Below are 24,846 nucleotides of genomic sequence, written 5' to 3' on the forward strand. Positions count from 1 at the left end.
CCCGCCGACCGCCGCGAGATTTAGGTCGGTCGCGCGTCCCGTGGGCACATGGTCGACAGCGACGACGGCGATACCGGTCGTGCCGACGGGTCCGGAGCGCCGGCGGGCGCCGAACAGCCTCCGGCCGAACCGCCCCCGGGCGACCCCGACATCGACGACCTGCTCGCGAAGCTCGACGCCCTGCGCGACACGGTCGACGAGGGCCACGAGCGCGAGGAGGTTCGACAGACGATCTCGCTCGTCGAGCGGATGCCCGGGAGCGGCGCGCTCGCGGAGCGGATCACGAAGTACACCTCCAGAGACCTCGCCGAGTCGTTCGTCGGGGCGGTGCTGTTCGCGCTCCCGCTGCTCGTCGAGGGCGGCGTCTTCGAGATCGCGGCCTGGTTCGCGGCGACGACCGTCGCGGGCGTCCCGGTCCTCCTGATCGGCCACGTCGGCTTCGTCTTCGTCGCGACCGCCGGGCTCCTCTACTACGCCGACTTCCGGCAGATCGCGATCCACCACCCGATCCTCGGCGTCATCCCGCGCCGCTACGCCGGGGTCCTCCTCGTCTCGCTCGCCACGTCGGCGGCCATGCTGCTGTTCTGGGGGCGCCTCCACGAGGGCGACCCCACCGCGCTCGAACGGGTCAGCCGGGTCGCGGTCGTCTGGGCCGCGGCGGCGTTCGGCGCGGGCCTCGGCGACATCCTCCCCGGCGAGTCGCAGGGGGACGACCTCGGGAAGTTCGACCTCGACATCGGCGACCGCGACTGAGCCGCCTCCCCGGGAGCCCCACTCGCTCCGCGCCACCAGCGGCACTCGCTCCGCGTCACCCGCGGTGGATCTCCCGCCCCGATCCGCCTTTTCCACAGGTTTTTCGCCGCGGCGATCCTACCGACCCCTATGTCAGCGCTACGCGACGCGCTCCGGGACCTCCCGGACGCGGTGTTTGCGGACCTACTCGAGTCCGACGACGGGTACGTCCTCGTCGTCGACCTCCCGGGCGCGACCGCAGCGACGACCGAGGTGCTCGTCGAGGACGGTCGTATCGACATCGAGGGTCGCCGCGAGAAGGCCGTCCCCGACGGGTTCGAGTACGTCCGGGAGGACCGCCCGCTGTTCCTCGACGCGGAACTCCCCCTCCCGAACGACGCCGACGGCGCGGGCGCCGACGCCGAGATCGACCGCGGCGTCCTCGAAATCTCCCTCCCCAAGCGAGAGCGTGACGTCTCCCGGACCATCCCCGTCGACGACGCGGACGGCGAGGGCGACGCCTGACGGGTGGTCACGCTGGTCAACCTTCGCGCCTACTGGCGGTTCGTCGTCGTCCTGCGGCAGTTCTCGCCGCTTATCGTCGCCTACTGGCGTGACCGCCGCCGCTACTTCCTGTTCGGCGGGAGCCGAGAGGTCGACGCCGAGACCCAGCGCGAGCGCGCCGCGGTGCTGCTCGACATCCTGCTCACGCTCGGGCCGACGTTCATCAAACTCGGACAGATCCTCTCGACGCGTCCCGACATCCTTCCCCCGGCGTACATCGAGGTCTTGGAGGGACTCCAAGACGACGTTCCCCCCGCGCCGTGGGAGGAGTCGCGGGTCGTCCTCGAAGACGAGTTCGGGCCGGTCGACGAGACGTTCGACGACTTCGACCGCGACCCGATAAGCGGCGCGAGCCTCGGACAGGTGTACACCGCCACCTACGAGGGCGACGAGGTCGCGGTGAAGGTGCGTCGGCCCGGCATCGAGTCGCTCGTCGAGGCCGACCTCCGCACGATCCGCTGGTCGATCCCGCTGGTCAAGCGGTTCACCGGCGCCGGCCGGTCGTTCTCCCTGGAGAACCTCGCCGACGAGTTCGCCAAGACGATCCGCGAGGAGATGGACTACGCCCGCGAGCGGACGATGCTCGAGGAGATCCGCGGCAACTTCGCGGACAACGATCGGATCCGGATCCCGGAGACGTACGAGTCGGTGTCGGGGCCGCGGGTGCTCACCATGGAGTACGTCCCGGGCACGAAGATCAGCGACATCGACGCGCTCGACGAGGCTGGTCACGACCGGACGGCGATCGCGGAGATCCTCCAGGAAGTGTACCTCCAGATGATCATCGACGACGGCGTGTTCCACGCCGACCCCCACCCGGGGAACCTCGCGGTCGCGGACGACGGGTCCGTGATCTTCTACGACTTCGGCATGGCGGGGCGGGTGGACCCGTTCGTCCAGGAGAAGATCGTCGAGTTCTACGTCGCGGTCGCGCGGCAGGATATCGACGCCATCCTCGACACGCTCATCTCGATGGGGACCCTCTCGCCGGAGGCCGACCGCGAGGTGATGGGGAACGTGATGGAGCTCGCCATCGCCGACGTCCGGGGCGAGGACGTCGAGCAGTACCAGGTGAACCAGATCATCGAGCAGGTGGAGTCGTCCATCTACGAGTTCCCGCTCCGGCTCCCGCCGAACCTCGCCTTGGTCCTCCGGGTCGCCACCGTCGTCGAGGGGGTCTGTGTCACCTTAGACCCCGAGTTCGACTTCATCTCGACGGCGACCGACTACCTCCGCGAGGAGGGGTACTACGAGCAGACCGCCCGTGACCTCGCCGAAGACGCCGGCCGGCAGGTGCAACAGACCACCGAGGCGCTGTTCACGGTCCCGCCGAAGGCCGACGAGTTCCTCGACCGCGCCAACCGCGACGACCTGACGGTCAACGTCGTCTTAGAGGACGACACGAAGGTCTTAGAGAAGCTGGCGATGCGGATCGCCTACTCGGTGCTACTCGCCGTCGGCGTCCTCTCGGCGACGATCCTCTACTCGTTCGCGAACAACTGGCGGCTCGCGCTCGTCGTCCTCGCGCTGGCCTCGCCGCTCGCGATCGCCTTGTACCGGTCGTTCCGGAAGAAGCGGGGACTCCGCACCACGCCGCAGTTCACCCGCCAGGGGATGAAACAGCGGCGCGACGACTGACTCGGCGACGGGGCGCCACTCAACGGCACAGCGACCGGACCGGCGGCGCGGCGACCGACTCAGCGGCCTTTTATCGACTCTCCTGTCGCCCGACAGATCCACACGTCTTCCGCTTCCTCGACCGCGTACTCCCGCGCCGTTAGCCACTCGCGGAGGGCGGCGGAGTCCGGGCTCATCGTCCCCTCGTCCGCCGCAACTCCCTCCGCTGACCCCGACTCGTGGACCTCCACGACGAGCAGCGGACGGTACGTCGCGAGCGTCTCCGCCGCGCCCCGGAGGACCGCCCCCTCGCGGCCCTCGACGTCGACCTTCACGGCGTCCGGCGGCGGGACTGTCCCGCCCCCGTCGGCTCTCTCGTCGCCGACGCCCTCGACGAGTTCGTCGAGCTGTCGGACCGGGACCGACTCCGTCCCGGCGACGCTCGCGCCCCACCTCGTCGCCAGATCGCGGTCGAACGCCGAGCACTTCGAGAACGTCGACCGATAGAAGGTAAGCGTCGCGTTCGCGTCGCCCGCGCCCGCCCGCCTGAGGTCGAGCCGATCGCCGAGCCCGTTCCGCTCGGCGTTCCGCGCCAGCCGGTCCGCGCTCTCGCCGTTCGGCTCGAACGCCACTACGCGACGGTCGGTCCCGCGGGTCAGCGGGATCGCGTGTTCGCCGACGTGCGCGCCCACGTCGAGGATCACCGCGTCCTCCGGGAGACGGTCGAGCGCGGCCAGTCCGGGGTCGTCGCCGTGGGGGTTCGTCGGCTCGTAGCTCCAGTACGTGCCGGCGACGGTCCGCTTCGGCGTCGCGACGCCGAGCGCGTACGTCAGGTCGGCGAGCCGGTACAGGGTTCGAAAGCCGAGCCGCTCGACGCGCGACCGAACCAGCGACGGCAGCCGTGCTATCGAGGGCATCGCGGTGTCACGCGCCGATGACTTGAATCGGGACGAGGAGGAAACAGAGCGCGCCGACGGCGAACGTGACGGCCCCGACCGCGATCCGCGGCAGCCCCAGTCCGTCCTCGTCGGCCGGATTCGCGGGTCCGTTGAACGCGATGACCGTCGCGAACACGCCCCAGAACGCCCACAGACCCACCGACTCGTTCAGGCCGAGCCCCCGCCAGAAGTAGAGGTAGGCGGCGATGGCGAACAGCGCGCCGGGGACGAGCGCCGCCACCGTCTCCTGTCGCGGCCCGAGCATCGCCCGGACCATGTGGCCGCCGTCGAGTTGGCCGACCGGGAGGAGGTTCAGGACGGTGAAGAACATCCCGACCCACCCGCCGATCACCACGGGGTGGGCGGTGAGCCGCGGGTCGCCGTAGCTCGTCGGCTGGCCGAGGGCGCCGGCGATGAAGTCCAAGAGTGGCGGGTTGTTGAACCGGATCACCGCGCCCGACGAGTTCGCGAGCTCCGCCGGCACCTGGATCGGGTCGAGCGAGAGGCCGATCGCGGTCACGACGACGGTCGCGAACAGCCCCGCGATCGGTCCCGCCGCGCCGATATCAAAGAGGACCTTCCGCGACGGCATCCGGCCGCGGATGCGGATCACCGCGCCGAGCGTGCCGAACGGGAAGATGAAGGGGATAACGTACGGCAACGAGACGGGGACGCCGTGGTAGCGACCGGCGGCGTAGTGGCCGAGTTCGTGGGTCATCAACACCCCGAGAACGGCGGCCGTGAACGGCCACGCCCGGAGCAGCGTCAGGGGGTTCGACTGGATCTCCGCGAGCGGCACGTAGTACCAGCCGTACGCGCCGACGAACAGCGTCGACAGCAGCGTGGCCGCGAACATGGCGACGTTCACCCACGGGATCCCGTCCCGGCCGCGGTCGAACGGCGTCGCGACGACGACGTGGCCGCCGTCGACGACCTCCACGTCGACCTCGTACCCCGCCTCTCGAAAGTGGGGGGTCAGCTTGCGCAACAGCGTCCGCTCCGGGACGTACGACTCGCCGCGGTATCGCACGCGACCGTCCTCGCGGCGGACCTCGTCGATCCGAAAGAACGTCCGGAGCGGCTCCGGACGCGGCGCGCCGTCGCCGGCCGTCGCCGCGTCCTCGTGTTCTGGCATCGTGGGGTCGTAGCTGGTCGGCGAGTATAAACCCCGCGTCGGCGGGCACGGGTACCGCAGACACGGCGCGGCGCGTGGGCTGGCGGAACTCGACGCGGACGCGCTCGCGGTCAGAAAAGCGCGGGACGGGGACCGGTTCGTGAACCGAGTGCGCCTCGGAGCGGTACTGCGTTCGTCGGTCGGCGGAGCGCGTCCCTCAGGCGGGTTCGACGCGCCAGGTCGTCGCGCCCGTGTACGACCACTTCTCGACGGTGAGCTCCGTCGCCGAGTCGCGGAGCTTCACCATCAGGGCGCCGATCTCCTTCGGCGAGAGGTCGACGTCGTCGGAGATGAACTTCCCCTTGAAGTACATCTCGCCGTCTTGGGCGCGGTCGAGCAGGTACTGCTTCAGCCGCTCTTCCTTGCTGCGGTCGTCGTTCGCGCTCGCGTTCGTGGAGGGGTTCGCAGTCGCGCTCATAGTACACCTCACCCTTGCTCCCGGAGGGTGTTATAAAGGCATCACCGTTGGGCGACGTTCAGGGGGTTTCAGGGCGTTTCACCGAACTCGCCGGGGTAAAACGTGTCTGACGGACTCTTTACAACGCTTCTAGAACACGCTAGAAATTTTACAACCCGTTTTGAACACGTTTCTCCGTCGCTGACTCGGTACGCGAGTAACTCGCCGCCGTCCGGTCCGACGGCCGGAAAGAAACAAAAAGCGCCGCGTATTCTCGGTCTCGGCGCGCTCGCGCGTCCTCCCCGCGACCGCCGAGACGACCTCTTGGGACCGATCGCGGCCGCGACGAAACCGGAAGCGGCGACGCCGCGCGCCGGTCAGTCCCGGCGGTGGACCCAGAACGTCTCCGACTCCGTCGCCTCTTTCTTGAAGATCGGCACCTCGTCTTTCAGCCGGTCGATCCCGTCTTCGACCGTCCGGAACGCCTCCCCGCGGTGCCCGGCCAGCACGACCACGAAGACGATGTCCTCACCCGCCTCGATCACGCCGGTGCGGTGGTGCATCCGCACGTCGAAGACCCCATCGCGGGCCGCTAGCTCCTCCGCGATGGCGGCCATCCGATCCTCGGCGACCCCGTCGTACTTCTCGAACGCGAGGTGCGTCGTCCGGTCGTCGTCCGGGCCGTCGCGGGCGCGCACGCGGCCGGTGAACGTCGCTATCGCCCCCGCCCGGTCCGCGTCCGGCGACGCCTCGGCGCGGCGCACCAGCGTCTCACGGGTGATCCACGGCTCCGCGCTGTCGAGGTCGGCGACGACGTCGCCGAGGTCGACCCTGTCGGGGGCGGTCGCGCTCACGACGACCGTCCCCGGCACGCGCTCCGGGTCCGGGTCGGACCCGAGGAGGACCGCGGGCACGCGCAACCGCGGCTCGCCGACCGCCAGCAGGTAGTCGTGGTCGGGGGCGAGCCCGTCGAGCAGGTCGTCGAACCCCTCGACGCTCCCCCGACCGCGCCAGTTCCCGTCTGCGTCGAACGCGACGGCGGTGTCCGCGCCCGAGCGCTGCGCCGGACCGACGACCCCCCCGTCCGCGGCCGGGTCGCTCCGTGTCGAGTCGCTCTCGGGGGCGCCGTTCGGGTCGTCGTCGCGCTCCACGACGGCGACTCGCCCGTCGAGTCGGTCCGCGAGCCGCCGGGCCAGCGTCGCCGCCCCGTCGCCGACGATCGATATCGGTCGCATACCCGAGAGCGGGCCGCGACCGATTTAGGCGTTTCCCGCCCGACGCGTCGGGCCGGATCGGGCTCGGGGCCGCTTCCACCGCGTCCGGGCTTGACAATCCTTAAGACTGCGACAGGGGTACTCCTCGGCAATGAGAATCGTCGTTTCTGTCGGCGGGAGCGTGCTCGCGCCCGACCTCGACCCCGAGCGCGTGGCCGCGTACGCCGAGGCGATCGAACGGCTGGTCACCGACGGCTGCGAGGTCGGGGTCGTCGTCGGCGGCGGCGGCGTCGCCCGCGAGTACATCGAGACGGCCCGCGAGATCGGGGGCAACGAGGTCGAGCTCGACCGGCTCGGGATCGGGACGACCCGGCTCAACGCCCGGCTGCTGATCGCCGCCCTCGGCGAGCGCGCGAGCCTCGCGCCCGCGGTCGACACCGAGGAGGCGGCGGCGGCCCTCCGCCGCGACGAGGTGTCGGTGATGGGCGGCGTCACGCCGGGGCAGACGACCGACGCGGTCGCCGCCGCGTTCGCCGAGTCCGTCGACGCCGACCTGCTCGTGTACGCGACGAGCGCCGACGGGGTGTACGACGCCGACCCCAACGCCGACCCCGACGCGGCGCAGTTCGCGGAGCTGTCGCCGGCCGAGCTCGTCGAGGTCGTCCTCCCGATGAGCCGCGACGCCGGCGCGTCCGCCCCCGTCGACCTCCTCGCGGCGAAGCTGATCGACCGGGCCGAACTCCGGTCGATCGTGCTCGACGGGACCGACCCGAGCGCCGTCGTCGACGCCGTGCTGCGCGGCGATCACACCGGAACGGACGTGGTCCCCCCGGGCGCCGGCGAACCGAGCCGCTGGACGGAGGCACGATGAGCGCGGACGACGCCTCCGACGACGCGTCCGCCGCCCCCGACGACTCCCCGCACATCCTCTCCGGGGGGTCCGCCCTCGACGACGGCGAGGACGCCGCCGAGGAGTCGACCGAGACCTTCCACGCCTTCTGGGCCGACGTCGTCGCCGACGAGGTCGAGGCCCGCGACCCCGACGAGCCGATCGTGATCAAGGGCGGTGTCTCGCCGTCCGGCGTCGCGCACCTCGGGAACTTCAACGAGATCATGCGCGGCTACTTCGTCGCCGAGGTGCTCCGCGACCGCGGCCACGAGGTCCGGCAGGTGTTCACCTCCGACGACAAGGACCCGCTGCGGAAGGTCCCGCGCAAGCTGGCGAACGCGGACGGCGAGATCGTCGGGCTCGGCGAGGTCGACGCGGGCGCGCTCGGCCGCAACCTCGGGAAGCCGTACACCGAGATCCCGGACCCGTTCGGCGAGGCCGAGTCGTACGCGGCCCACTTCGCGGGCCTGCTCAAGGCCGACGCCGACCGCCTGAACGTCCCGGTCGAGATGCTCTCGAACACCGATCTGTACGCCGACGGCGACTTCGACGAGGCGATTCGGACGGTACTCGCCGACGTCGAGCGCGTCCGCGAGGTGCTCTCCCCGTATCAGGACAAAGTTGACGACGAGTACGTCCCGTTCAACCCGGTCTGTGCGGAGTGCGGCAAGGTCACGGAGACGGTGACGGCGATCGACGCAGAGGCCGAGACCGTCGACTACGTCTGTACCGACATGGACGCCGGCGGCAACACGATCGAGGGGTGCGGCCACGAGGGCACCGCGACGTTCCGCGATGGAAAGCTCCCGTGGCGGTTGGAGTGGCCCGCGCAGTGGGGCGTCCTCGGCGTCGACTTCGAGCCGTTCGGTAAGGACCACGCGGAGGGGTCGTGGCCCTCCGGCGTCGACGTCGCGCGGAACGTCTTCGGCGAGGAGCCGCCCGTGCCGATGGTGTACGAGTGGTTCACGCTCAACGGCGACGCGTTCTCCTCCTCCGAGGGCAACGTCGTCACGGTCCAAGAGCTCCTGGAGCTGATCGAGCCCGAGGTGTTGCGCTACTTCTTCGCGCTCCACCCGAAGAAGGCCCGCGACCTCGACATTGAGCGGCTCGACCAACTGGTCGACCGCTTCGACCGGTTCGAGCGCGCCTACTTCGGCGAGGTCGACGACCCGGATCTGGTCGCCTTCGCCGAGCGCGCCTACCCGTTCGTCGTCGGCCGGCCCGACGACCCGCCGGCGGAGAAGCCGATCCGGCTCCCGTACACGTTCGCGGCGGTGCTCGGCATGGTCGACGACCCCGACTTCCGCGAGCGCCTCGCCCGCGACGAGGGCCATATCCCGGACGACGCCGACGCCGACATCGTCGACGCTGCGCTCGCCCGCGTCGAGCAGGCGCGGAACTGGGCCGAGCGGACGGGGAACGAGTACGACTACCGGCTCCAGACCGACCTCCCCGCGGTCGAGTTCGACGGAGACGTCGCGGCCGCGCTCGACGACCTCGCCGACTTCGTCGCGGCCGGCCACGACGGGGAGGAGATCCAAGGGGCGATGTACGAGACTGCGCGCGACCACGACATCGAGGTGAGCGAGTTCTTCGCGGCGGGCTACCGCCTCTTCTTCGACGACACGCAAGGGCCGCGGCTCGGGGAGTTCCTCGGCGAGCTGGAGCGCGACTACGTCGTCGACCGGCTCCGACGGGAGGCGTAGATGACCGAGGACCGCTCGCTCGACGACTTCGCCGCGGACGACGACGGCGACGAGTCCGCGGAGAGCGCTCCGGACGACGCGGAAGGTGACGGCGTCGACCCCGACGAGGCGACCGACGCCGCTCCCGCGACCGACGCCGCTCCCGCGACCGCCACCTCGACGTGGCACGCCGACGGCGCCGAGTGCGACCGGTGCGGCGAGCGTGTCGACCGCCGCTGGCGCGACGACGACGCCTTCGTCTGTCCTGACTGCGCCTCGTGGTGACCGCGCCGCCGCCGGTCGCCTCCCTGACCGGCGGTCAAAACTTAAGCCGTCGGCCGTCAAGGTGTTCCGTGAACGGAAAATTCGTTTGGAGTTAAACTAGATATAAATGAAATATATTCCGGACCTACTCCACGGGCGGTCGGCGACCGCCCTCACGGCGGCGTACCTGTGTATCGCGGCGGCGTCCGCGGTCGCGGTCGACCTCGCCGTCGCGTCGACGATTGGGGTCGCGGGCGGGTGGACGCCGACGCGTCTCGTCGGGGACTGGCTGCTCGTCGCCGGGTCCGGCGGGCTCCTCTACGGAGCGGTCACGCACCACCGCCAACGGGCGGAGACCGCGCGCCGAAACCTCGAAACCTCTAACCAGCAGATACAGGTTCTGAGTCGTGTGTTTCGGCACAACGTCCGCAACGATCTCAACGTGATCCGGGGGTACACCGACCTGCTGGCCGACCGGATCGACGACGAGCGGAGTCGAGAGTGCTTGGAGACGGTCCGGGAGACGACCGACGACATCGTCGAGATAAGCGAGAAGCTCCGCGTCATCGAGGACGCGTCGCCCGAGCGACCGGACGGCCGCGTCGACCTCGTCGCCGCGGTCCACGAGGCGCTCGACGTCGTCGACGCCGACGGCGCCGCGCTCACCGTCGAGACCCCCTCTGAGGCGTGGATCCGCGCGGACGACACCGTCGAGTTCCCGATCCGCGAGGTGTTCGAGAACGCGGTCACCCACAACGACGGCGCGACGCGCCGCGTGACGGCGACGATCCGCGAGAACGGGACGACCACCTGTCTGGAGGTCATCGACAACGGCCCGGGGATTCCCCCCGACGAGCGTGAGGTCTTACAGGCGGAAGAGGAGACGCCGCTCTCGCACGCGAGCAGCATCGGGCTGTGGCTCGTCAAGTGGATGTGCGAGACGCAGGGGGGAACCGTCCGGTTCGACGCGACCGACGACGGTACGACAGTCCGGCTCCGATTCGAGTCCGCGTCGCCGCCCGCTACTCCAACTCGGTGATCGTCACGGCGTACACCGCGCCGCAGTTCCCGCATTCGACGTGGACTCCCCGGCTCGTCTCGCCGCGGGTGAACTCGGAGATCTCCTCCGAACACGAGCACTCGAACTGGACTTTCATTACCTCTCCTTCATCCTGCTGATATTTAAAAGAAACCGACGCGGAATCAGCGGTGAAAACCGGTGATCGCGGTGCCGTCTCTCACCCGCCGTCGCGCACGGCGTCAGTCGTCGTCGACGATCACTTCGACCGGTCCGTCGCCGTCGTCGGCGGCGTCCTCGTCGGAACCGCCGGACAGGTCGGCGCCGCCGGACTGCTGCTGCTGGTAGTAGAGCCCGCCGGCGACCGCGAGGACGATCCACGACCGCCAGTTGGCGAGGTTCAGCGTGTAGCCGATGCCGAACGGCTTCTCGACGAGCATCCCCTTGCCGGGCTGCCAGTACGACGAGAGCAGCCGACCGAGGCTCGGTCGCTCGAAGTTGTACGGGATCCCGAGAACCTCTCCCGAAGACGGTTTGTCTGCCATATGAGTCTATCTGTCGGCCGACACCATAAATCGTGGCGACCCGGCGCGCCGATCGGAACGGCGCTGCGGCCGTCGCCGGTCAGGGCTCTGACCCCGGCCGAGCCGGCGGTTCGTCACCGGTAGCGGCCGCGGTCCGCCACGTCTCGGAGTCGGTCGAGGACCGCTTCGTCGCCGACGGCCTCGTACCCGCTCTCGAACGCCGCTAGCAACGGGCCGGGTTCCGTCGCGGTCGCTCGGACCGATCCCTCGAACACGTGGAGGTCCATCGCGTGGTCCTCGACGTGGCCCGTGTGGTAGCCGAGCCCGAAGTCGATGAGGTACGTCTCGGGCGGCGGGCTCGACCGCCCGTCGCGTTCCGTGCGCTCGCCGCGCTTCGACACCCGAACGTTCCGCGTCGTCGGGTCGCCGTGGACCATCTCGGCGCCGTGGAGCCGCGCGAGGTGGCGACCGACGGCCTCCGCCGTCCCCTCGTCGAGGGCGGCCGCGAGGTCGCGCTCCCCGACGTGCTGGAGCGTCAACGTCGCCTCCGCGAGGTCGACGTCGTACACGAGCGGCGTCGACACGCCGGCGCGCCGCGCCTCGCTCGTCAGCCGGGCCTCCGCGACGGTCCGGTCGCGCCTGATCGTCCGGTCGAGTTCGGGGTGTCGGTACGACTTCGGCACCCGTCGCTTGACCACGCGCCGGTCGCCGTCCGTCCCCTCGACCGTCACGGTCGCCTCCGCGCCGCGGCGGTCCGCCTCCGCGTCGCGCGCCGCGCTTCGCGACTCGGCCCCCCCGCGTCCGCGCGCGACCGACTCCCCGTCTCGCCACGTCACCGGCACCTGATCCGGCCGGAAGCTCGGGTCGACCGCGGACTCCGCGATCGGGACGGTGTCCCCGGCGGCGGCCATCTTCGCGCCCAACACGGCGATCATCCCGGCGTTGTCCCTGAGGAATCGCGGTTCCGGCGCGTGGAAGTCGGCGCCGCGGGCCTCGCACATCGTCGCCAACATCTCCCGCAGCCGGTCGTTCTGTGCGACGCCGCCGCCCAACACGAGCTCGTCCGCGCCGGTCAGCGACAGCGCGCGCTCCGAGACCTCCGTCAGCATCGCGAACACGTGCTCCTGGAGCGAAAAGCAGATCTCCTCGACGGGGACGCCGCTGTCCGCGGCGTCGTTGGCGGCCGAGCTGATCCCCGAAAACGAGAAGTCCATCCCCTTGACCACGTAGGGGAGATCGAGGAGGTCGGTCTCGGCGGCCGACCCCTCCTCGCCTCCGGCCCCTTCCCCTTCGCTGCCGACCTCGCCCGCGCCCGTCGCGAACTCGGCGGCCGCCGACTCCACCTTCGGTCCGCCGGGGTGGCTCCACCCGACGTGGCGCGTGAACTTGTCTATCGCGTTGCCCACCCCGGCGTCCATCGTCTCGCCGAGGACCCGGTACCGCCCGTCGTGGTAACCGAGCAGGTGCGCGTTCGCGCCGGAGGCGTTCAGACAGACCGGGTTGTCGAAGCCGGAGCGGTGGCGACCGATCTCGAGGTGCGCCACCATGTGGTTGACGCCGATGAGCGGGACGCCGAGCGTCCCGGCGAGCGACCGCGCCGCGGTCCCGACGATCCGGAGGCAGGGACCGAGCCCGGGGCCGCGAGAGAAGGCGACCGCGTCGACCGCGTCCGGACCGTGTCGCTCCTCGGCGGCGGTCAGGACGCTATCGACCACCTCCGGGATCGCCTCCGACATGTGTTCGGCGGCCTCGCGCGGGTGAATGCCGCCGCTATCCGGCTCATATGGGTCTGATTCGATGAGAACTGAGTCGGCCTCGGCGTCGTACAGCGCGGCGCTCGCGCACCACGCGGTACCCTCGATGCCGAGAACGCGCATCCGGCGGAGTTACGCTTCCTCGGCGTCCGCCTCGTCGCCGCCGATCTTGTTGCGCTCGAGCATATGGTCCTGCTCGACATCCAGCGCGTCGGCCGCGGAGTCGTACACCTTCGCGTAGCCGACCGTCTTGCGCATGCCGAACTTCGTGTCGAGCTCGTGGACGACGACCTCCTCGGAGTCCTTGTCGAGCTTCGCCGCCAGCGAGTCGCGGACCGACAGTCGGGAGGGCGTGGCCTCCTCGTGGGTCGTCTCGAAACGGATGTCCGTGCGGTGCAGCATCGGGTTCTCCTCCTCGGAGATGATATCGACGTCCATGGTTCAGTTAGGCGTATATCCCCTCGAAAGCTGTAAAAGGATTTCGAAGCGGGGGTGTCGCCGCCGAACTCCGGACCGACCGCCGACGAGACACACTGTTCGGCGTCAGGGTTTCCCCCCTCCGGTGCGTGCGTACCGTTACCACGCGGATGTCAGACGACACCCGATTCGACCCTACCGACCGGTCGCAGTACGAACTCACTCGGGCGGCGAACGTCGTCGTCCCGCTGTCACCCGTCCGAAAGGCCCGGATCTGCGGGACGCTGGCTCTCTTCGGGGCACTGACGGGCCCGCTCGTCGCGACCCTCCCCCCGGCCGTCCGCGAGGCGAACTTCTCTGGGCCGCCGCTCGCCGCCCACCTCGGCGTCGTGGCAGTCGTGTTGGCGGGGACGGTCGCCGCCGGCGGAGCCGGCCTCGGGCTCGTCGCGCTCCAGCGCCGGCTCGCGCGCGGTCCCGAACCGAGCGACGACCAGGTCTGGACGTTCCTCGCCCTCGAGGACGCGCTGACCGGGATCGGCTTCGTCACCGGCGGACTCGGCGTCGGCGTCGGCTTGGTCCTGCTGGCGAGCGGGCACTGGGGCGTCGAGGCCCTCGAAGCGCTCCGCCGCAACGGCGTCGAGCCGTACCTCTCTATGGGAGCGATTCCGACGACGCCCCTGCTAGCGACGGCGGCCGGACTGATCGCCGGTCTCGGGGTCCTCACGGCGACCGTCGTCGCGGTCGACGGCGAGTGATGCCGGTCGAGGCCGCGTCGCTCGGGCGGCCGTCACGCCGGATCCGTCGGATCTCTCCCGTCCGGGCCACCATCGTCGCTCTCACTCAGCTCGACGCCGAGGGCGTCGTAGCCGGCCGCAGTGTCGCCGGCGAGCCCCTCGAACAGTTCCCGAGCCCGTCGCCGGGCTTCGGGCGTGACCGCGACGCGGACCATCCCCTCGCCGGGCTGTCCGTAGACGACGGTGGACCCGAGCGGGGCCGCGAGCATCGCCGGCAGCGCCGCCAGGTCCTCCTCGCCGGTCACTTCGATCGTCACCGGCTCGTCCGCCGCGAGCGCCTCGGCGAGCGCGTCGAGCAGCGCCGCTGACAGCGCCGCGGCCGGGTTTTCGACCGCGATCCGCCGCTCCTCCGTCGCCGCGAGCGCGGTCTCGATCTCCTCGCGGACCGCCTCGCGCTCCGTCTTCCCGTCGACCAACGCCACGTCCGGGACGCGGCCGGCCTCTCGGAGGTGGTAGGTGACCACGTCGCCGACCGCGATCAGCTGCGGCGGTCCCCCCGCGGACGAGCCGCGTCGCTCGCGGGCCTCGTCGACGGCCTCCAAGAGCGCGCCGGCGTCCGTCGTCACCGGTCCCAGCGGCTCCTTGAAAGCGTCGCGGAGCGATTCGGGGAGGGTGAGAAGTGGGTCGCTCATCGGCTTCGTCCGGCGGCGCGGCGTTGGGTCACCGCACCTTGAGCGCGTACGCGCCCGCCTCGGAGACGTTCATCTCCTCGGCGATATCGCTGTCCTCGGGCTTGGTGATGATGACGTAGCCCGCCCAGTCCTCCGTCAGCGACGACGACCCGCAGAGCGCGCAGGTCTGAGCGTCCGGGTCGTTGACGTGGTGACACTCCCGGCACGCCAGGCGGTCCTCGGCCATCAGTCGGCCTCCTCACCGGTCTGTTCGCGGTGCTTCCGCTGCCCTTCGAGCCAGTCGTGCTTCCCGAGGCCGGGCTGTTTCGCCGTGAGCCCGATCTTCGAGTCCCGGGGGTTGCGCTCGTCGATGCTCTTGGTGACGACGCGGACGCGCACCGCGTCGTCGACCCCGAGCGTCTTGTCGGAGTCCGACGAGGCGAGCTGCTGGTTCGCGCCGTCGAACGTGAGGTACTCGTCGGTGATCTGCGAGACGTGGAGCAGCCCGTCCACCGGTCCGATCCCGACGAAGGCGCCGAACTCGACCGTCTCGACGACGGTTCCGTCGGCGACCTCCTGCATGTCGGGGTCGTAGGTGAGCGCGTCGAACTCCGCCTCGTAGTAGACGCCGGGCCGGTTGTGTAACACCGCCCCCTCGCCGATGTCGTGAACCTCGATGACGCTCACGACGCTGCCGACGTCCTCGTCCATCCGTCCTTCCAGCTTGTCCTGAAGCAGGGCTTTCACCCGCTCGTCGGTGACGTCCGCCAAGTGCTTCGGCGGGACCTCGACCGTGTCCTTGAGTCGAACTCGTTTGTACATGTTGTTGGTTGTCCGCGGCCGCTAGGGTTCCGTTATCGCCAGTGTGTTCCGACCCCTTAAACCGATTACTGGTGCGTCCGCCGCCAGCACCCGTTTCGCGAGGGGGCCGTCGTTGGTGACGACGGCGTCGACCCGGCCGGCCGCGGCCAAGGCGACGAGCGCGTCGTCGGCGTACGATTCGTCCGTCTCCACCGCCTCCGCCCGCTCCGCGAGGTCCGCGCCCACGCTCGCCGCGGTCGCCTCCGCGCCGTTCCCGGCCTGAAGCCCGTCGAGCTCCGCCAGGACCGCCGCCGGCACCACGGTCTCGTAGCCGCCGAGGAGCCGATCCAACTCCTCGAACAGCCGCAGGTCGGCCTCGACCGGCGCCATCAGCGCGCTCGCGTCGAGCGCGACGACGGGAACGCCGCTTCCCCCGAGCCCCTCTGCGCGGTCGTCGTCCGCGGGCGTCGCGTCGGGACCGTCTGCGGGGGCGTCGTCGGCCACGCTACGTGAGCGTTCCGACGCCGATGAGCCGCCAGCGCGCGCCGACGCGCCGGTTGATCGCGATCTGCGCGCCCTCCTCGGCGCAGACGGGCCGCTTGAGGCTCACCTCGCACTCACCGTCGCGCGCGCTCGTCACCGCGCCGACCGTCGTCGCGGTACCGACCGTGAGCATCAGGGGCTCGCCGGTGCTGATCTCCTCGATGTCGCTCTCGCCGCTCTCGTCGTCCTCCTTGCCGACGACGCGCTCGAGCAGGTCGACCGTCATCTCGAACTCCTCGCGGGTCGGGGGGAGCGTCCCCGGCTCGCCGGCGACCTGGCCGGCGAGGGCGTCGCCCTTCGTCAGGCTCGGGTCGAGCCCGGTGCCGACGCCGAGGAGGCCGCCCGGGTGGGCGGTGTCGACGTCGCGGTTGCCGGCTTGGAGCGACCGGACGGTCGTCTCCAGCGGCCGCCACTCCGTCTGGCCTTCCTCGTCCACCTCGCGCCCCGGTCGGATCTCCAGCCCGTCGCCGACCGACAGCTCGCCGCTGACGAGCGATCCGCCGACGACGCCGCCCTTCAGGTCCTCGGCGGTCGCGCCGGGGCGGTTGATGTCGAACGAGCGGGCGGCGTACATCCGGGCGCTCTCGCCCGGGTCGCGGTCCGGCGTCGGGATCTCGGACTCGACCGCGTCGATGAGTAGGTCGAGGTTGACCTCCTGCTGGGCCGAGACGGGGACGATCGGCGCGTCCTCCGCGACGGTTCCCTCGACGAACTCCTGGATCTGCTCGTAGTTGTCGACGGCGCGGTCGCGGCTCACCAGGTCGACCTTGTTCTGCGCGATGACGATGTTCTCGATCCCGATGAGATCGAGCGCCATCAGGTGCTCTTCCGTCTGGGCCTGCGGGACGTCCTCGGTCGCGCTCACGACTAGGACCGCCCCGTCCATGATCGACGCGCCCGAGAGCATCGTCGCCATCAGCGTCTCGTGGCCCGGCGCGTCGACGAACGACACCGTTCGGATCGGTTCGCTCTCGGAGCCGTCCTCGCACTCCTCGTCGACGGTGTAACACTCGGGCTCGTCGACGCCGGGGCAGCGCCGGAACGTCGCGTCCGCGTACCCCAGCCGAATCGAGATGCCGCGTTTCATCTCCTCGCTGTGCTGGTCGGTCCACGAGCCGGACAACGCCTGTACGAGCGTCGTCTTCCCGTGGTCGACGTGACCGACGAGACCGATGTTCACCTCCGGTTGTGTGTTGGCTTCAGTCACTGTTGGACCTCCTAACGGAGTAGTCTTATGCGAATTTCGCCCCGTGCGAGTGATAAAGTTGCTGTTATAGTGGCGTCAGCGCGCGCGACGACCCGGGGCGAGGTCGCGAGCGGTCGCCGTTCGGCGCGGGGCGCTCCACCTTCGACGCGGCTTTACGGCTCACCCGCGAATCTTCGACCGACATGGGATACGCGTGCCCCGTCTGCGACACCCCGCAGCGCGACGGCGAACACCTCGCGCATCACCTCGCGTTCACGGCGATGCTCCACGGCGGCGACCACGAGGCGTGGCTCGACGAACGCGTCGACGACTGGAGCGACCGCGAACCGGCGGAACTCGCGGCCGAGGTGACGCCGCACGCCGACGACGCCGAGTACGACGAGGTGTTCGAGGACACGGTCCCCCGAGGCCGCCCGGACGTCGGAATGGGGTCGGGCGGGGACGCGGCTCCCTCAGACCACGCTCACGACCACGGCCACGCCGACCCCGCTTCCGGGGCCGGCGTCCCGGATCCCGACGCCGTCGACGACCCAGCGGTCGCCGAAGCGCTCCGCGAGGCGCGCGAGATGACCAGAAACGCGGCCGCAGACGACGCCGATGAGGAGTCCGATTCCGCCGACCCCGACCCCGACGCGTAGCGGAACGCCCTTGCCCGCCCCCGGTCAATCGTGTCCATGGAGACCAGAGGCACGTTCGCCCCCCAGACGCGCGCCGAGGCGCTCGAACGGTACGAGGAGGTCGGTCCGGTCGCGCAGGTGGTCGTCCGCGAGGCGACGAAGGCGATGTCGTTCGGCGCCGATGAGTACGACGAGCGCGTCACCCCTGAGGTGATCCGAACCGCCCGCGACGCGACGTTCGCCGAGCTGCTCGCGGTCCACGTCGGCGAGGGCGACGAGTTCGACGCGTGGCTCGCCGACAGCGAGTTCGACGAGGACGCGGTCGTACGGATCGGCTCCGACAGCGTCGACAACGTCGTCTGGCACCCGATTCCCTTCGCGGACACCGTCGTCGCGGCGACGTACCAAGAGGAGCCGGACGCGGCGGCCAGCACCCTCCGGCGCAACGCCTTCGGGCGCGTGTACCGCGAGGAGTTCTACGAGTCGGGGCGGTAATCGGCCGACCGACACGAACGCCGGAGCGGCGGCTCTCCGAGCGGAACGGAAACCGCAAAAACCGGACCGCGGGTGCCGTCCGAACGGCGGCCCCGGCCTTACAGGCGACCGACGTTCTCGACGTTGACGGACTCGACGTCCTCGACCTGCGAGAACGCCTCCTCGACGGCCTCGGTGCCGCCGGCGCCGTCGGGGACGATGACGGTCGGCAGGAGCGCGACCAGCCCGAACGCGACGTCGTCGCGCTCGAAGCCGCGGATCTTCGCGCCCTCGGGGAGGACCTCCTCCAGCCGGTCCTGTAGCTCGTCGAGGTCGACCTCGGGGCTGTTCGGCATGACCTTGATCTTGGCGGCGACGTCGCCCATCTCAGGGCCCCCGGAAGCCGCAGTCGTGGCACTCGTAGAGGTTGCTCTGCTTCCGGCACTTCGCGCACCGGTAGATGGTGGCGCCGCAGTCCGGGCAGGAGAACTGCGCGGCGTTCATCCCGGACACCTGAATCCCACAGGAGACGCACTGCGGGGTGGCTTGAGAGTCGCTCTGGCTCATACACGTACCTACCGGCCGCGACTTTTAACCGTTGTTCTTTGCCTCGGAACCCTCCGTGCGTGACGGTACCGTGCCGCTGCTCGGGCGATCCGCCGCGTCCCGCCGCGGTCTCCGCGACGTCTCACCCGGCGATCAGCGGTCCGATCAACACGCCCATCAGGTGGACGCGCCGCGCGCCGACCCGGGGCGGGGCGAGCCCCAGCGCGCCGGCGACGATCAGGACGCCGACGCCGAACGCCCCGGCGAACGCGTACGAAACGAGCGCGAGCAGCCCCAACACGCCGACAGAGAGCCGGGTGTAGTCGGCGTTCCCGACGTCCGGAGGTACGGGTCGCCGACGAGCACGACCAGCGCGAACCCGAAACACGCCGCGGTCGCGGCCGCGACGAGCAGCAACGGGAGCGCGAACGGCACGCCGGCGCGGTCGATCGCCACGGTCACGCCCGTGCGCGGCGTCCCGAGCGCGACCAGCGCGAACAGCGCAAAGATCGTGTTCGCGGTGTTCGCGCCGCTCGTCGCCACCACGAACCCGCGGTCGACCGACTCGGAGGGCACCGCCGGCATCGCGGCCACGGCGGCGATGGCTGCCGACACGCCCGGCACGTAGCCGACCACCGCGCCGGCGAGCGAGCCGGCACCGGCGCTCGTTCCGAGGTCGCGCGCGTCCATCGCGATCTGCGGGTCGGCCTGCGGCGGGACGCCGTCGCCGCCGAGCGCGTCGACGAGGACCGGAACGCCGAACAGCCCGGCGAAGAGCGGCGCGAGGACGCCGCCGGTCGACAGCGGGGCCGCGGGGTCGGCGTCGAGCGTCGCGAGGCCGAGCGCGGCGCTCGCGAGGAAGGCGACGAGTCCGCCGACCGCCGCCCGCCGCGACGACTCCGTCAGGACGAGCGCGACGACGACGGCGCCGAGCAGCAGCGGGAGGTGCGCCCGCAGCGTCGGGTACCACCGGATCATGAGCCACGTGATCGGGACCGCCAGCGGCACCGCGAGCGCGACCGCCAGCCCGGAGCCGACGGCGGAGAGGCGGACCGCCTCTCTCCCCCGCCCCGCGATCACCAACCGATGACCGGGAAGCGCGGCGACTGCGGTCGCGGCGTCGGGGACGCCCAGCGCGAGCGCGGGGACGATGTCGAGGAACGAGTGGACGACGCCGGCGCCGAGCATCGCGACCCCGACGAACAGCGGATCGGCGGGTACCGACGGCGCGAACCCGGCCAAGAGCAGCGCGAAGTTGTTGGCGTGGAGCCCCGGGACCAGCCCGCTCGCGGTCCCGAGCGCGACCCCGGCGAGGAGGAAGGCGAGCGCCCCGGCCGCGAACGCCGGGTCGACCGTCGGCCGCACGAGCGCGTCCATCGAGGCGGCGTGGCCGCGGCTCCGGACTTAAGCGGTCGGACGGTCGGACCCGTCGGCAGAACCGGACGATTCGAACCGAGCGGTTACGCGTTCTGCGCCGCCTGCGACTTCTTCTGGGTGACGTAGCCGGCGATCCGGTTACGGACGCCCTTCGACTCGACGGTCGTCAGCGCCGTGACGCTCTCCTTGTTCGTCTCGAAGTCCGCGTTGAACGAGTCGGGATACTGCTCCAGCAGGAGGTTCCCGAGCTGTTTGATGTACTTGGGTTTGATGGCCATACCGAGCGGTACCGGCGGCCCGAACTAAAAGGGTTCGTTCCGCCGCGAGCGGCCGCGAGGCGCGCTCCCGGCGGCCGAAGCGAGCCTCGGTCGCTCCCGCCCCGTCACTCGCCGTCGCGCTCGCGCCACCCGGTCGCCTCGTCGATGCGATCGAACGCCTCGCGCTCGGCCGGCCCGCCGCAGCGCTCCACCACGTCGGCGAAGTAGCGGAGCCGGTCGAGCAGCTCGGCCGTGTCGAACGACGGCACGTCCAGCCGCGAGGCGGCCACCGTCGCGTCGACGACCGCGCCGAACCCCCGGTTGACGGTGGGAACGCGCTCGGCGACGACCGCCGACTCGACCGGCGACAGCTCCCACGTCCGGATCGTGGTCTCGCCCTCGGCCTCGGCCGCGACCTCCTCCGCGCGCACCTCGACCCACGCGTCGGCGCTCGGGAGGACGGGGTCGTCCGTCTCCCGGACCGTCAGCGCCGCGTCGACGAACGTCCGCGGGTCGACGGTGAACTGGACCACGCCGCCCCCGCGCTCGGCGAAGTTCCGCCACGTCCGGGTGCGGCCGTAGGTGCGCGCGGTGACCGGCTCGTCCGGCTCGTCCGGGGCGTGAACTCCGAGCGCAGCGACGTTCCACCGGTCGTTCGGCCCGCGCGTCGTCACCACCGACTCCGTGACGCCCCGGAGCGGCACCGGCCACCCGTCCGGGGCTACGCCGACGGGCCCCCCGTCCGGCGCTCCATCGCTCACGGCGCCACCTCCGCGCCGCGCCGGAGCGCGACGAACAGCGCCGCGCAGGTGAGGTCGGCGGTCGTGCCGGGGTTGATCCCCTCGGCGACGAACGCCGCCGCCAGCGACTCCGCGGCGTCGAGGTCGGCGCCGTGAACGGCCTCGGCGTCGACCGCGGAGACGTCTCCGACGGGGTCGCTCGGGTCGCTGCCGTCCGGATACAGGATCTCTCTCGCCCGCGCGCTCGCCTCGCGGGCCGTCTCCGCCCCCCGAGTCGACGCGACGAGGGTGTCCGGCTCCGCGGCGAGCAGCCCGAGGAACGCCCGCGCCGCCCGGTCGGCCAGCGGCCCCTCGTCCGTCAGGATCCACTCGGCCGCGCGGAACGTCCGCGGGAACCCCTCGACCCACTCCGCCGCGTTGCGGTCCGGGACGCGGTCAGAGGCGGCCGAGCCGCCCGCCGCCCCAGCGTCGACCGGGTCCGCTGACAGCGCGAGCACGTCCCGAAGCGTCGCCTCGCGCTCGCGGAGCGCGGGCTCGGCGGCGCCCCCGCGGCGCACGTCGAGGTCGGCCGCGCCCTCCGGCGGGTCGTCGACCGCGACGTCGACGACCTCGAACACCCGGTAGAACGCGACCGCGTCGTCGACGGTCGTCGACCGACAGACCGCGTCCACGCCGGCGGGGGAGAGGTCGCGGTCGGGGTCCGCAGCCGCCCGCACCAGCGGGACGAGCAGCAGGAGACAGCCGAACTGGGTGTTCGTGCCGGCGCGTGCGGCCATCCCCTCCACGGCCCGCTCGAAGGCCGCGCCGACCGCGGGCCGCTCGGCGACGCCGCCGTCGGTCTCGGCAGCCAGTTCGAGCCCCGGCCGGGCGCCGACCGCGCCGCCGAGGAACGCCTCGAACCGGAGGTCGTCGAGGTCGCGGCGGCGGTCCACGTTCCCGGGCTTCGGCGTGCCGGCCACCTCCACCAGGAGCGCGAGCGTCGCGTCGTCGACGGGGTCCGTCGCCCCGCTCGGCGTCACGTCTCCCGCCGGTTTCGTCGCATCTCCTGTCGGGCGCTCGTCACCGCTCACGGCCGCACCTCCGGCCCGGGATCCGCTTCGCCGGCGCGCTCCCGCAGCGATCCCGCCCGCCACTCATCGACAGCGTCCGCGACGCGCGCGAGGACCGGCGGGTCCTCCGTCGGGCGCCCCGCGCTCACCGCGTCGGCCCCGTGCGCGGCGTATTCGGCGACCGTCTCGCGGCCTCGGACGCCGTTGTTGGCGACGACTGTCAGGTCGGCGAGGCGGTCTCCGCCCCCGGATGCCGCGTCGACCGCCGCTGCGAGGTCCGCGATCACCGCCTCCGAGTCCATCGCGTCGACGTGGAGCCAGTCCGCGCCCGCGCTCGCGACGCGCTCCGCGACGGCGACGAGGTCGACCCCGGGCACCTCGGCGCGGACCTTCACGCTCGTCGTCGCGCCCGTCCCGCTCGCGGCGGCGACGTACCGCGTCAACCGGGCCGGATCGCGGAGCAGCGACTCGCCGCAGCCGACCGCGCGGAGTTCGGGCTGCCGACAGTGGGCGTTGACCTCGCAGACCGCGCCGCGGTCGGCGCAGATCCGCGCGGCCTCCCGGACCGGCTCCGGCGCCGCGCTCCGGACGTTGACCCCCGGCCGGACCGGAACCTCGGCGAGCGCGTCGATCTGGTCGGCGACGAACCCGAGCGGGTCGGTCGGGAGGAACTCCGATCGCCCGCGCGCGACGAGATCGCGGGCGGCCGCCCGACTGGCGGGATCGAGCGCGACCCCGCCGAGTAGCGCGGCGTCGACGTGCTCGGCCGCAGCGCGGGCCCACTCGCTGTCGGCCGCGCCGCTGAGGCTCGCGGCGACGAGGAACGGATCGTCGCCCGCGGACGCTCCGGCCGCGTCGGCGCGCCGGGTCACTCCGCCCCCTCCCGCGGCGCCCCCGCGTCCGCCGCGCCGCCGGCGACCGCCGTCAGCGCTCGTTCGCAGGCCCGGGCGACGCGCTCGGCGTCGTCGACGCCGTCGATCTCCGTGTCGGTGCGCTCGACGTGCCGATCGAGGTCGGTCGGGTCGTCGTCGTCGAGGACGAACGCGTCCGCGAAGGGGTACGCTTCGGCCACCCCCGCTGTCGAGGGCTCGCGGCCGACGCCCGCCATCAGCTCCGCGGCCGGGCCGGAGAACACCTCGTCGCCGACGAACGGCGAGACGGCGACCACGGGCGTCTCGCGGAGCGCGCGCTCGAACCCGGGGAGCGCCAGCATCGGGCCGAGGCTCGTCACCGGGTTCGAGGGGCCGATCACGACCGGGTCGGCGAGCGCCGCCAGCGCGGCGTCGGTCGGTTCCGCGTCGGCCGCCCCCCGGAACTCCACGTCGGCGACCGCGGGCTCGGCGCGGCGCGCGACCCAGTACTCCTGGAAGTGGATGGTCTCGCCGCCCTCGGTGTGGACCAGCGTCGCCACCGCGTCGTCGGACATCGGGAGGAGGTCGACGTCGAGGTCGAACGCCGCGGCGAGGACGCGGACCGCCTCGGTGAGCGACTTCCCCTCGTCGAGCAGGCCCGTGCGCGTGAGGTGGACCGCGCGGTCGCGGTCGCCGATCTCCATGAACTCGCCGACCGCGGAGAACCGCCGCCAGCGGGCGATCTCGCGGCCAGCGGTCTGCGTCGCGTCGTCGAGGTAGCGCGGGGTCCCCGGCTCGCCGTCGAGCGCGTCGCCCGCGGCGCTCGCGAGGCGGGAGAGCTCCTCGTGGGTCGCGGTCGTGTCGCCGTCGATCCCCCACCACGTCTCGCGGTCGAGGACGCCGCCGCCCGCGAACAGCACGGTGTCGACGTCGGGGCAGACGAGGTGACCGCCGATCTCGACGTCGTCGCCGGTGTTGGCGACGACCGCGGTCTCGGACGGATCGAACACCCGGGCCGCGCCGTCGAGGAGCTTCGGCGTGCCCGTCCCCCCGGCGAGGAAGGTTACCATACCGGCGCAAGGCGACGGTCGGGCTTGTATCCTCGCCTCCGCGGGCGACGAGGTACGACCGGTGCTACCAGTGGCGGTCCCCTCGAGTCACCGTCGCGGGGGCAGTCGACGGAGGCGCTGAAAGCCGCCAATAGGTGTCGAAAGCTACATATCAGACGAACCGAAAGAACCGTCTCGACACCGTCCTGTCCCCTCATGAATTTCACGACCGAAGCACACCTCGATGAATATATCATCGACGGAGAAAACACGGTCTCGTTTTCTGCGTCCGACGGGGAACTCACCTACCGTCGGCCGTCCGCGGACGAACCCGTCTCGATCCCGGTCCGCGATATCACAAGCGTCGAGTTCGAGCGGGACACGAGCCTCCACCGGCACACGTTCCTCGGACTGTTCTTCCTCGTCCTCTCGCTCGTCCTCACCGTCGGCGCTATCGGGCTGGTGTACACCGGACGCGTCGAGACCCGCCCCGAGATCGCGTTCGCGGCGTTCCTCGGGCTGTTCGCGGTCGGCGGCTGGAACACGACCCGCGACTTCCTCTCTCACTCGGACCGCGACGTGATCGACGTCTACGTCAACACCGAGGCGGAAACCCACGTCCTCTGCGGCGAGGTCGGTCACGCCGGGTTCGTCGACGCCTGCGGACAGCTCATCGACTCCGACGTTCCCACGACGAACCGCAACCGAAAGCTCGCGACCGCCCTCGAATAGCGCGGGTCCGT

31 protein-coding genes and 1 pseudogene are annotated in these 24,846 nt (G+C 71.3%); 11 read left to right on the forward strand and 21 right to left on the reverse strand.

The window, feature by feature from the left end:
• The first annotated feature begins 48 nt into the window (after nucleotides 1-48).
• From EXE47_RS00365 to EXE47_RS00375, 3 genes are all read left to right on the forward strand, one after another.
• Nucleotides 49-753 (forward strand): hypothetical protein, encoded by a 705-nt coding sequence (locus EXE47_RS00365; protein WP_049930238.1) that lies wholly within the window; start codon nucleotides 49-51, stop codon nucleotides 751-753.
• Between the two features lie 129 nt (nucleotides 754-882).
• Entirely contained in the window at nucleotides 883-1,257 is a 375-nt protein-coding gene (locus tag EXE47_RS00370) for an Hsp20/alpha crystallin family protein (RefSeq protein WP_086219246.1), read from the forward strand.
• 3 nt (nucleotides 1,258-1,260) lie between these two features.
• The gene (locus EXE47_RS00375) at nucleotides 1,261-2,934 is read left to right on the forward strand and encodes an AarF/ABC1/UbiB kinase family protein (RefSeq protein ID WP_049930241.1); all 1,674 of its coding nucleotides are present in this window, start codon (nucleotides 1,261-1,263) and stop codon (nucleotides 2,932-2,934) included.
• A 59-nt stretch (nucleotides 2,935-2,993) separates the two neighbouring features.
• Here the strand turns inward: EXE47_RS00375 and EXE47_RS00380 are convergent, their stop codons facing one another.
• The 4 genes from EXE47_RS00380 to EXE47_RS00395 form a co-directional block, all read right to left on the reverse strand.
• Nucleotides 2,994-3,830: an FkbM family methyltransferase gene (locus EXE47_RS00380; RefSeq protein ID WP_129452439.1), complete on the reverse strand. Its 837-nt coding sequence runs from the start codon at nucleotides 3,828-3,830 to the stop codon at nucleotides 2,994-2,996.
• 7 nt (nucleotides 3,831-3,837) lie between these two features.
• Entirely contained in the window at nucleotides 3,838-4,986 is a 1,149-nt protein-coding gene (locus EXE47_RS00385) for a site-2 protease family protein (RefSeq protein ID WP_049930244.1), read from the reverse strand.
• Between the two features lie 196 nt (nucleotides 4,987-5,182).
• Entirely contained in the window at nucleotides 5,183-5,443 is a 261-nt protein-coding gene (locus tag EXE47_RS00390; protein WP_049930246.1) for a hypothetical protein, read from the reverse strand.
• A 356-nt stretch (nucleotides 5,444-5,799) separates the two neighbouring features.
• Nucleotides 5,800-6,657 (reverse strand): molybdopterin synthase, encoded by an 858-nt coding sequence (locus EXE47_RS00395; RefSeq protein ID WP_137707944.1) that lies wholly within the window; start codon nucleotides 6,655-6,657, stop codon nucleotides 5,800-5,802.
• Nucleotides 6,658-6,787: 130 nt separating this feature from the next.
• Between EXE47_RS00395 and pyrH the strand changes: the two genes are divergently transcribed.
• The 4 genes from pyrH (at nucleotide 6,788) to EXE47_RS00415 (ending at nucleotide 10,513) form a co-directional block, all read left to right on the forward strand.
• Complete coding sequence (gene pyrH, locus EXE47_RS00400) at nucleotides 6,788-7,507, forward strand: UMP kinase (RefSeq protein ID WP_089308346.1); 720 nt, start codon at nucleotides 6,788-6,790, stop codon at nucleotides 7,505-7,507.
• Nucleotides 7,504-9,231 carry a lysine--tRNA ligase gene (gene lysS, locus EXE47_RS00405; RefSeq protein ID WP_137707945.1) on the forward strand — a complete coding sequence of 576 codons (1,728 nt, stop codon included), beginning with the start codon at nucleotides 7,504-7,506 and terminating at the stop codon, nucleotides 9,229-9,231. Before pyrH ends, lysS begins: the two co-directional genes overlap by 4 nt.
• Nucleotides 9,232-9,495, forward strand: coding sequence for a hypothetical protein (locus tag EXE47_RS00410; protein WP_049930252.1), 264 nt, complete (start codon nucleotides 9,232-9,234; stop codon nucleotides 9,493-9,495).
• A gap of 106 nt (nucleotides 9,496-9,601) precedes the next feature.
• A complete protein-coding gene (locus tag EXE47_RS00415) occupies nucleotides 9,602-10,513 on the forward strand; it encodes a sensor histidine kinase KdpD (protein ID WP_086219241.1) in 912 nt (303 codons plus the stop codon).
• On the opposite strand, the gene EXE47_RS19160 is transcribed toward EXE47_RS00415, so the two are convergent.
• The 4 genes from EXE47_RS19160 to EXE47_RS00430 all read right to left on the reverse strand — a co-directional run bounded on the left by EXE47_RS19160 (nucleotide 10,497) and on the right by EXE47_RS00430 (nucleotide 13,208).
• Nucleotides 10,497-10,631: a hypothetical protein gene (locus EXE47_RS19160; RefSeq protein ID WP_004597316.1), complete on the reverse strand. Its 135-nt coding sequence runs from the start codon at nucleotides 10,629-10,631 to the stop codon at nucleotides 10,497-10,499. The genes EXE47_RS00415 and EXE47_RS19160 overlap by 17 nt on opposite strands.
• A gap of 103 nt (nucleotides 10,632-10,734) precedes the next feature.
• Nucleotides 10,735-11,037 carry a DUF5808 domain-containing protein gene (locus EXE47_RS00420; RefSeq protein ID WP_049930257.1) on the reverse strand — a complete coding sequence of 101 codons (303 nt, stop codon included), beginning with the start codon at nucleotides 11,035-11,037 and terminating at the stop codon, nucleotides 10,735-10,737.
• 113 nt (nucleotides 11,038-11,150) lie between these two features.
• Nucleotides 11,151-12,893: a bifunctional N(6)-L-threonylcarbamoyladenine synthase/serine/threonine protein kinase gene (locus EXE47_RS00425; RefSeq protein ID WP_089308344.1), complete on the reverse strand. Its 1,743-nt coding sequence runs from the start codon at nucleotides 12,891-12,893 to the stop codon at nucleotides 11,151-11,153.
• Between the two features lie 9 nt (nucleotides 12,894-12,902).
• Complete coding sequence (locus EXE47_RS00430; protein WP_049930261.1) at nucleotides 12,903-13,208, reverse strand: 30S ribosomal protein S24e; 306 nt, start codon at nucleotides 13,206-13,208, stop codon at nucleotides 12,903-12,905.
• Between the two features lie 149 nt (nucleotides 13,209-13,357).
• On the opposite strand from EXE47_RS00430, the gene EXE47_RS00435 reads away from it, so the two are divergent.
• A complete protein-coding gene (locus EXE47_RS00435) occupies nucleotides 13,358-13,942 on the forward strand; it encodes a hypothetical protein (protein WP_049930263.1) in 585 nt (194 codons plus the stop codon).
• A gap of 32 nt (nucleotides 13,943-13,974) precedes the next feature.
• On the opposite strand, the gene EXE47_RS00440 is transcribed toward EXE47_RS00435, so the two are convergent.
• From EXE47_RS00440 to EXE47_RS00460, 5 genes are read right to left on the reverse strand one after another with little or no spacing between them, the layout of a single operon-like run.
• Nucleotides 13,975-14,613, reverse strand: a complete 639-nt coding sequence (locus tag EXE47_RS00440; protein WP_049930264.1) for a GTP-dependent dephospho-CoA kinase family protein — start codon at nucleotides 14,611-14,613, stop codon at nucleotides 13,975-13,977.
• 28 nt (nucleotides 14,614-14,641) lie between these two features.
• Nucleotides 14,642-14,839: a transcription elongation factor subunit Spt4 gene (gene spt4 / locus EXE47_RS00445; RefSeq protein WP_006114409.1), complete on the reverse strand. Its 198-nt coding sequence runs from the start codon at nucleotides 14,837-14,839 to the stop codon at nucleotides 14,642-14,644.
• On the reverse strand, nucleotides 14,839-15,414 hold the full coding sequence (locus EXE47_RS00450) for a DNA-directed RNA polymerase (RefSeq protein WP_006114408.1): 576 nt from the start codon (nucleotides 15,412-15,414) through the stop codon (nucleotides 14,839-14,841). Before EXE47_RS00450 ends, spt4 begins: the two co-directional genes overlap by 1 nt.
• Nucleotides 15,415-15,435: 21 nt before the next feature.
• Nucleotides 15,436-15,897: a DUF188 domain-containing protein gene (locus EXE47_RS00455; RefSeq protein WP_049930267.1), complete on the reverse strand. Its 462-nt coding sequence runs from the start codon at nucleotides 15,895-15,897 to the stop codon at nucleotides 15,436-15,438.
• Between the two features lies 1 nt (nucleotide 15,898).
• On the reverse strand, nucleotides 15,899-17,143 hold the full coding sequence (locus tag EXE47_RS00460) for a translation initiation factor IF-2 subunit gamma (protein ID WP_049930268.1): 1,245 nt from the start codon (nucleotides 17,141-17,143) through the stop codon (nucleotides 15,899-15,901).
• Between the two features lie 182 nt (nucleotides 17,144-17,325).
• Here EXE47_RS00460 and EXE47_RS00465 point away from each other — a divergent pair, with 182 nt between their 5' ends.
• Entirely contained in the window at nucleotides 17,326-17,781 is a 456-nt protein-coding gene (locus tag EXE47_RS00465; protein WP_049930271.1) for a DUF5810 domain-containing protein, read from the forward strand.
• A gap of 36 nt (nucleotides 17,782-17,817) precedes the next feature.
• Complete coding sequence (locus tag EXE47_RS00470) at nucleotides 17,818-18,255, forward strand: DUF5809 family protein (protein ID WP_049930273.1); 438 nt, start codon at nucleotides 17,818-17,820, stop codon at nucleotides 18,253-18,255.
• A 98-nt stretch (nucleotides 18,256-18,353) separates the two neighbouring features.
• Here the strand turns inward: EXE47_RS00470 and EXE47_RS00475 are convergent, their stop codons facing one another.
• The 8 genes and pseudogenes from EXE47_RS00475 to cofD form a co-directional block, all read right to left on the reverse strand.
• On the reverse strand, nucleotides 18,354-18,620 hold the full coding sequence (locus EXE47_RS00475; protein WP_049930274.1) for an elongation factor 1-beta: 267 nt from the start codon (nucleotides 18,618-18,620) through the stop codon (nucleotides 18,354-18,356).
• A gap of 1 nt (nucleotide 18,621) precedes the next feature.
• Complete coding sequence (locus EXE47_RS00480) at nucleotides 18,622-18,801, reverse strand: HVO_2753 family zinc finger protein (protein WP_049930276.1); 180 nt, start codon at nucleotides 18,799-18,801, stop codon at nucleotides 18,622-18,624.
• Nucleotides 18,802-18,922: 121 nt separating this feature from the next.
• A pseudogene (locus EXE47_RS00485) lies at nucleotides 18,923-20,157 on the reverse strand (tripartite tricarboxylate transporter permease).
• Nucleotides 20,158-20,240: 83 nt separating this feature from the next.
• The gene (locus EXE47_RS00490; protein WP_049930279.1) at nucleotides 20,241-20,435 is read right to left on the reverse strand and encodes a 30S ribosomal protein S17e; all 195 of its coding nucleotides are present in this window, start codon (nucleotides 20,433-20,435) and stop codon (nucleotides 20,241-20,243) included.
• 104 nt (nucleotides 20,436-20,539) lie between these two features.
• A complete protein-coding gene (locus EXE47_RS00495) occupies nucleotides 20,540-21,175 on the reverse strand; it encodes a DUF447 domain-containing protein (RefSeq protein ID WP_089308343.1) in 636 nt (211 codons plus the stop codon).
• On the reverse strand, nucleotides 21,172-22,173 hold the full coding sequence (locus tag EXE47_RS00500; RefSeq protein ID WP_089308342.1) for a triphosphoribosyl-dephospho-CoA synthase: 1,002 nt from the start codon (nucleotides 22,171-22,173) through the stop codon (nucleotides 21,172-21,174). Before EXE47_RS00500 ends, EXE47_RS00495 begins: the two co-directional genes overlap by 4 nt.
• 47 nt (nucleotides 22,174-22,220) lie before the next feature.
• Nucleotides 22,221-23,075 (reverse strand): tRNA-dihydrouridine synthase, encoded by an 855-nt coding sequence (locus EXE47_RS00505; protein WP_086219230.1) that lies wholly within the window; start codon nucleotides 23,073-23,075, stop codon nucleotides 22,221-22,223.
• Complete coding sequence (cofD, locus tag EXE47_RS00510) at nucleotides 23,072-24,124, reverse strand: 2-phospho-L-lactate transferase (protein ID WP_049930284.1); 1,053 nt, start codon at nucleotides 24,122-24,124, stop codon at nucleotides 23,072-23,074. The genes EXE47_RS00505 and cofD overlap by 4 nt, the downstream gene beginning before the upstream one ends.
• A gap of 195 nt (nucleotides 24,125-24,319) precedes the next feature.
• Here cofD and EXE47_RS00515 point away from each other — a divergent pair, with 195 nt between their 5' ends.
• The gene (locus tag EXE47_RS00515; protein ID WP_086219228.1) at nucleotides 24,320-24,835 is read left to right on the forward strand and encodes a hypothetical protein; all 516 of its coding nucleotides are present in this window, start codon (nucleotides 24,320-24,322) and stop codon (nucleotides 24,833-24,835) included.
• Nucleotides 24,836-24,846: the final 11 nt, after the last annotated feature.

It is taken from the genome of Halorubrum sp. GN12_10-3_MGM (genome assembly GCF_005435235.1).
GTDB lineage: Archaea > Halobacteriota > Halobacteria > Halobacteriales > Haloferacaceae > Halorubrum > Halorubrum ezzemoulense.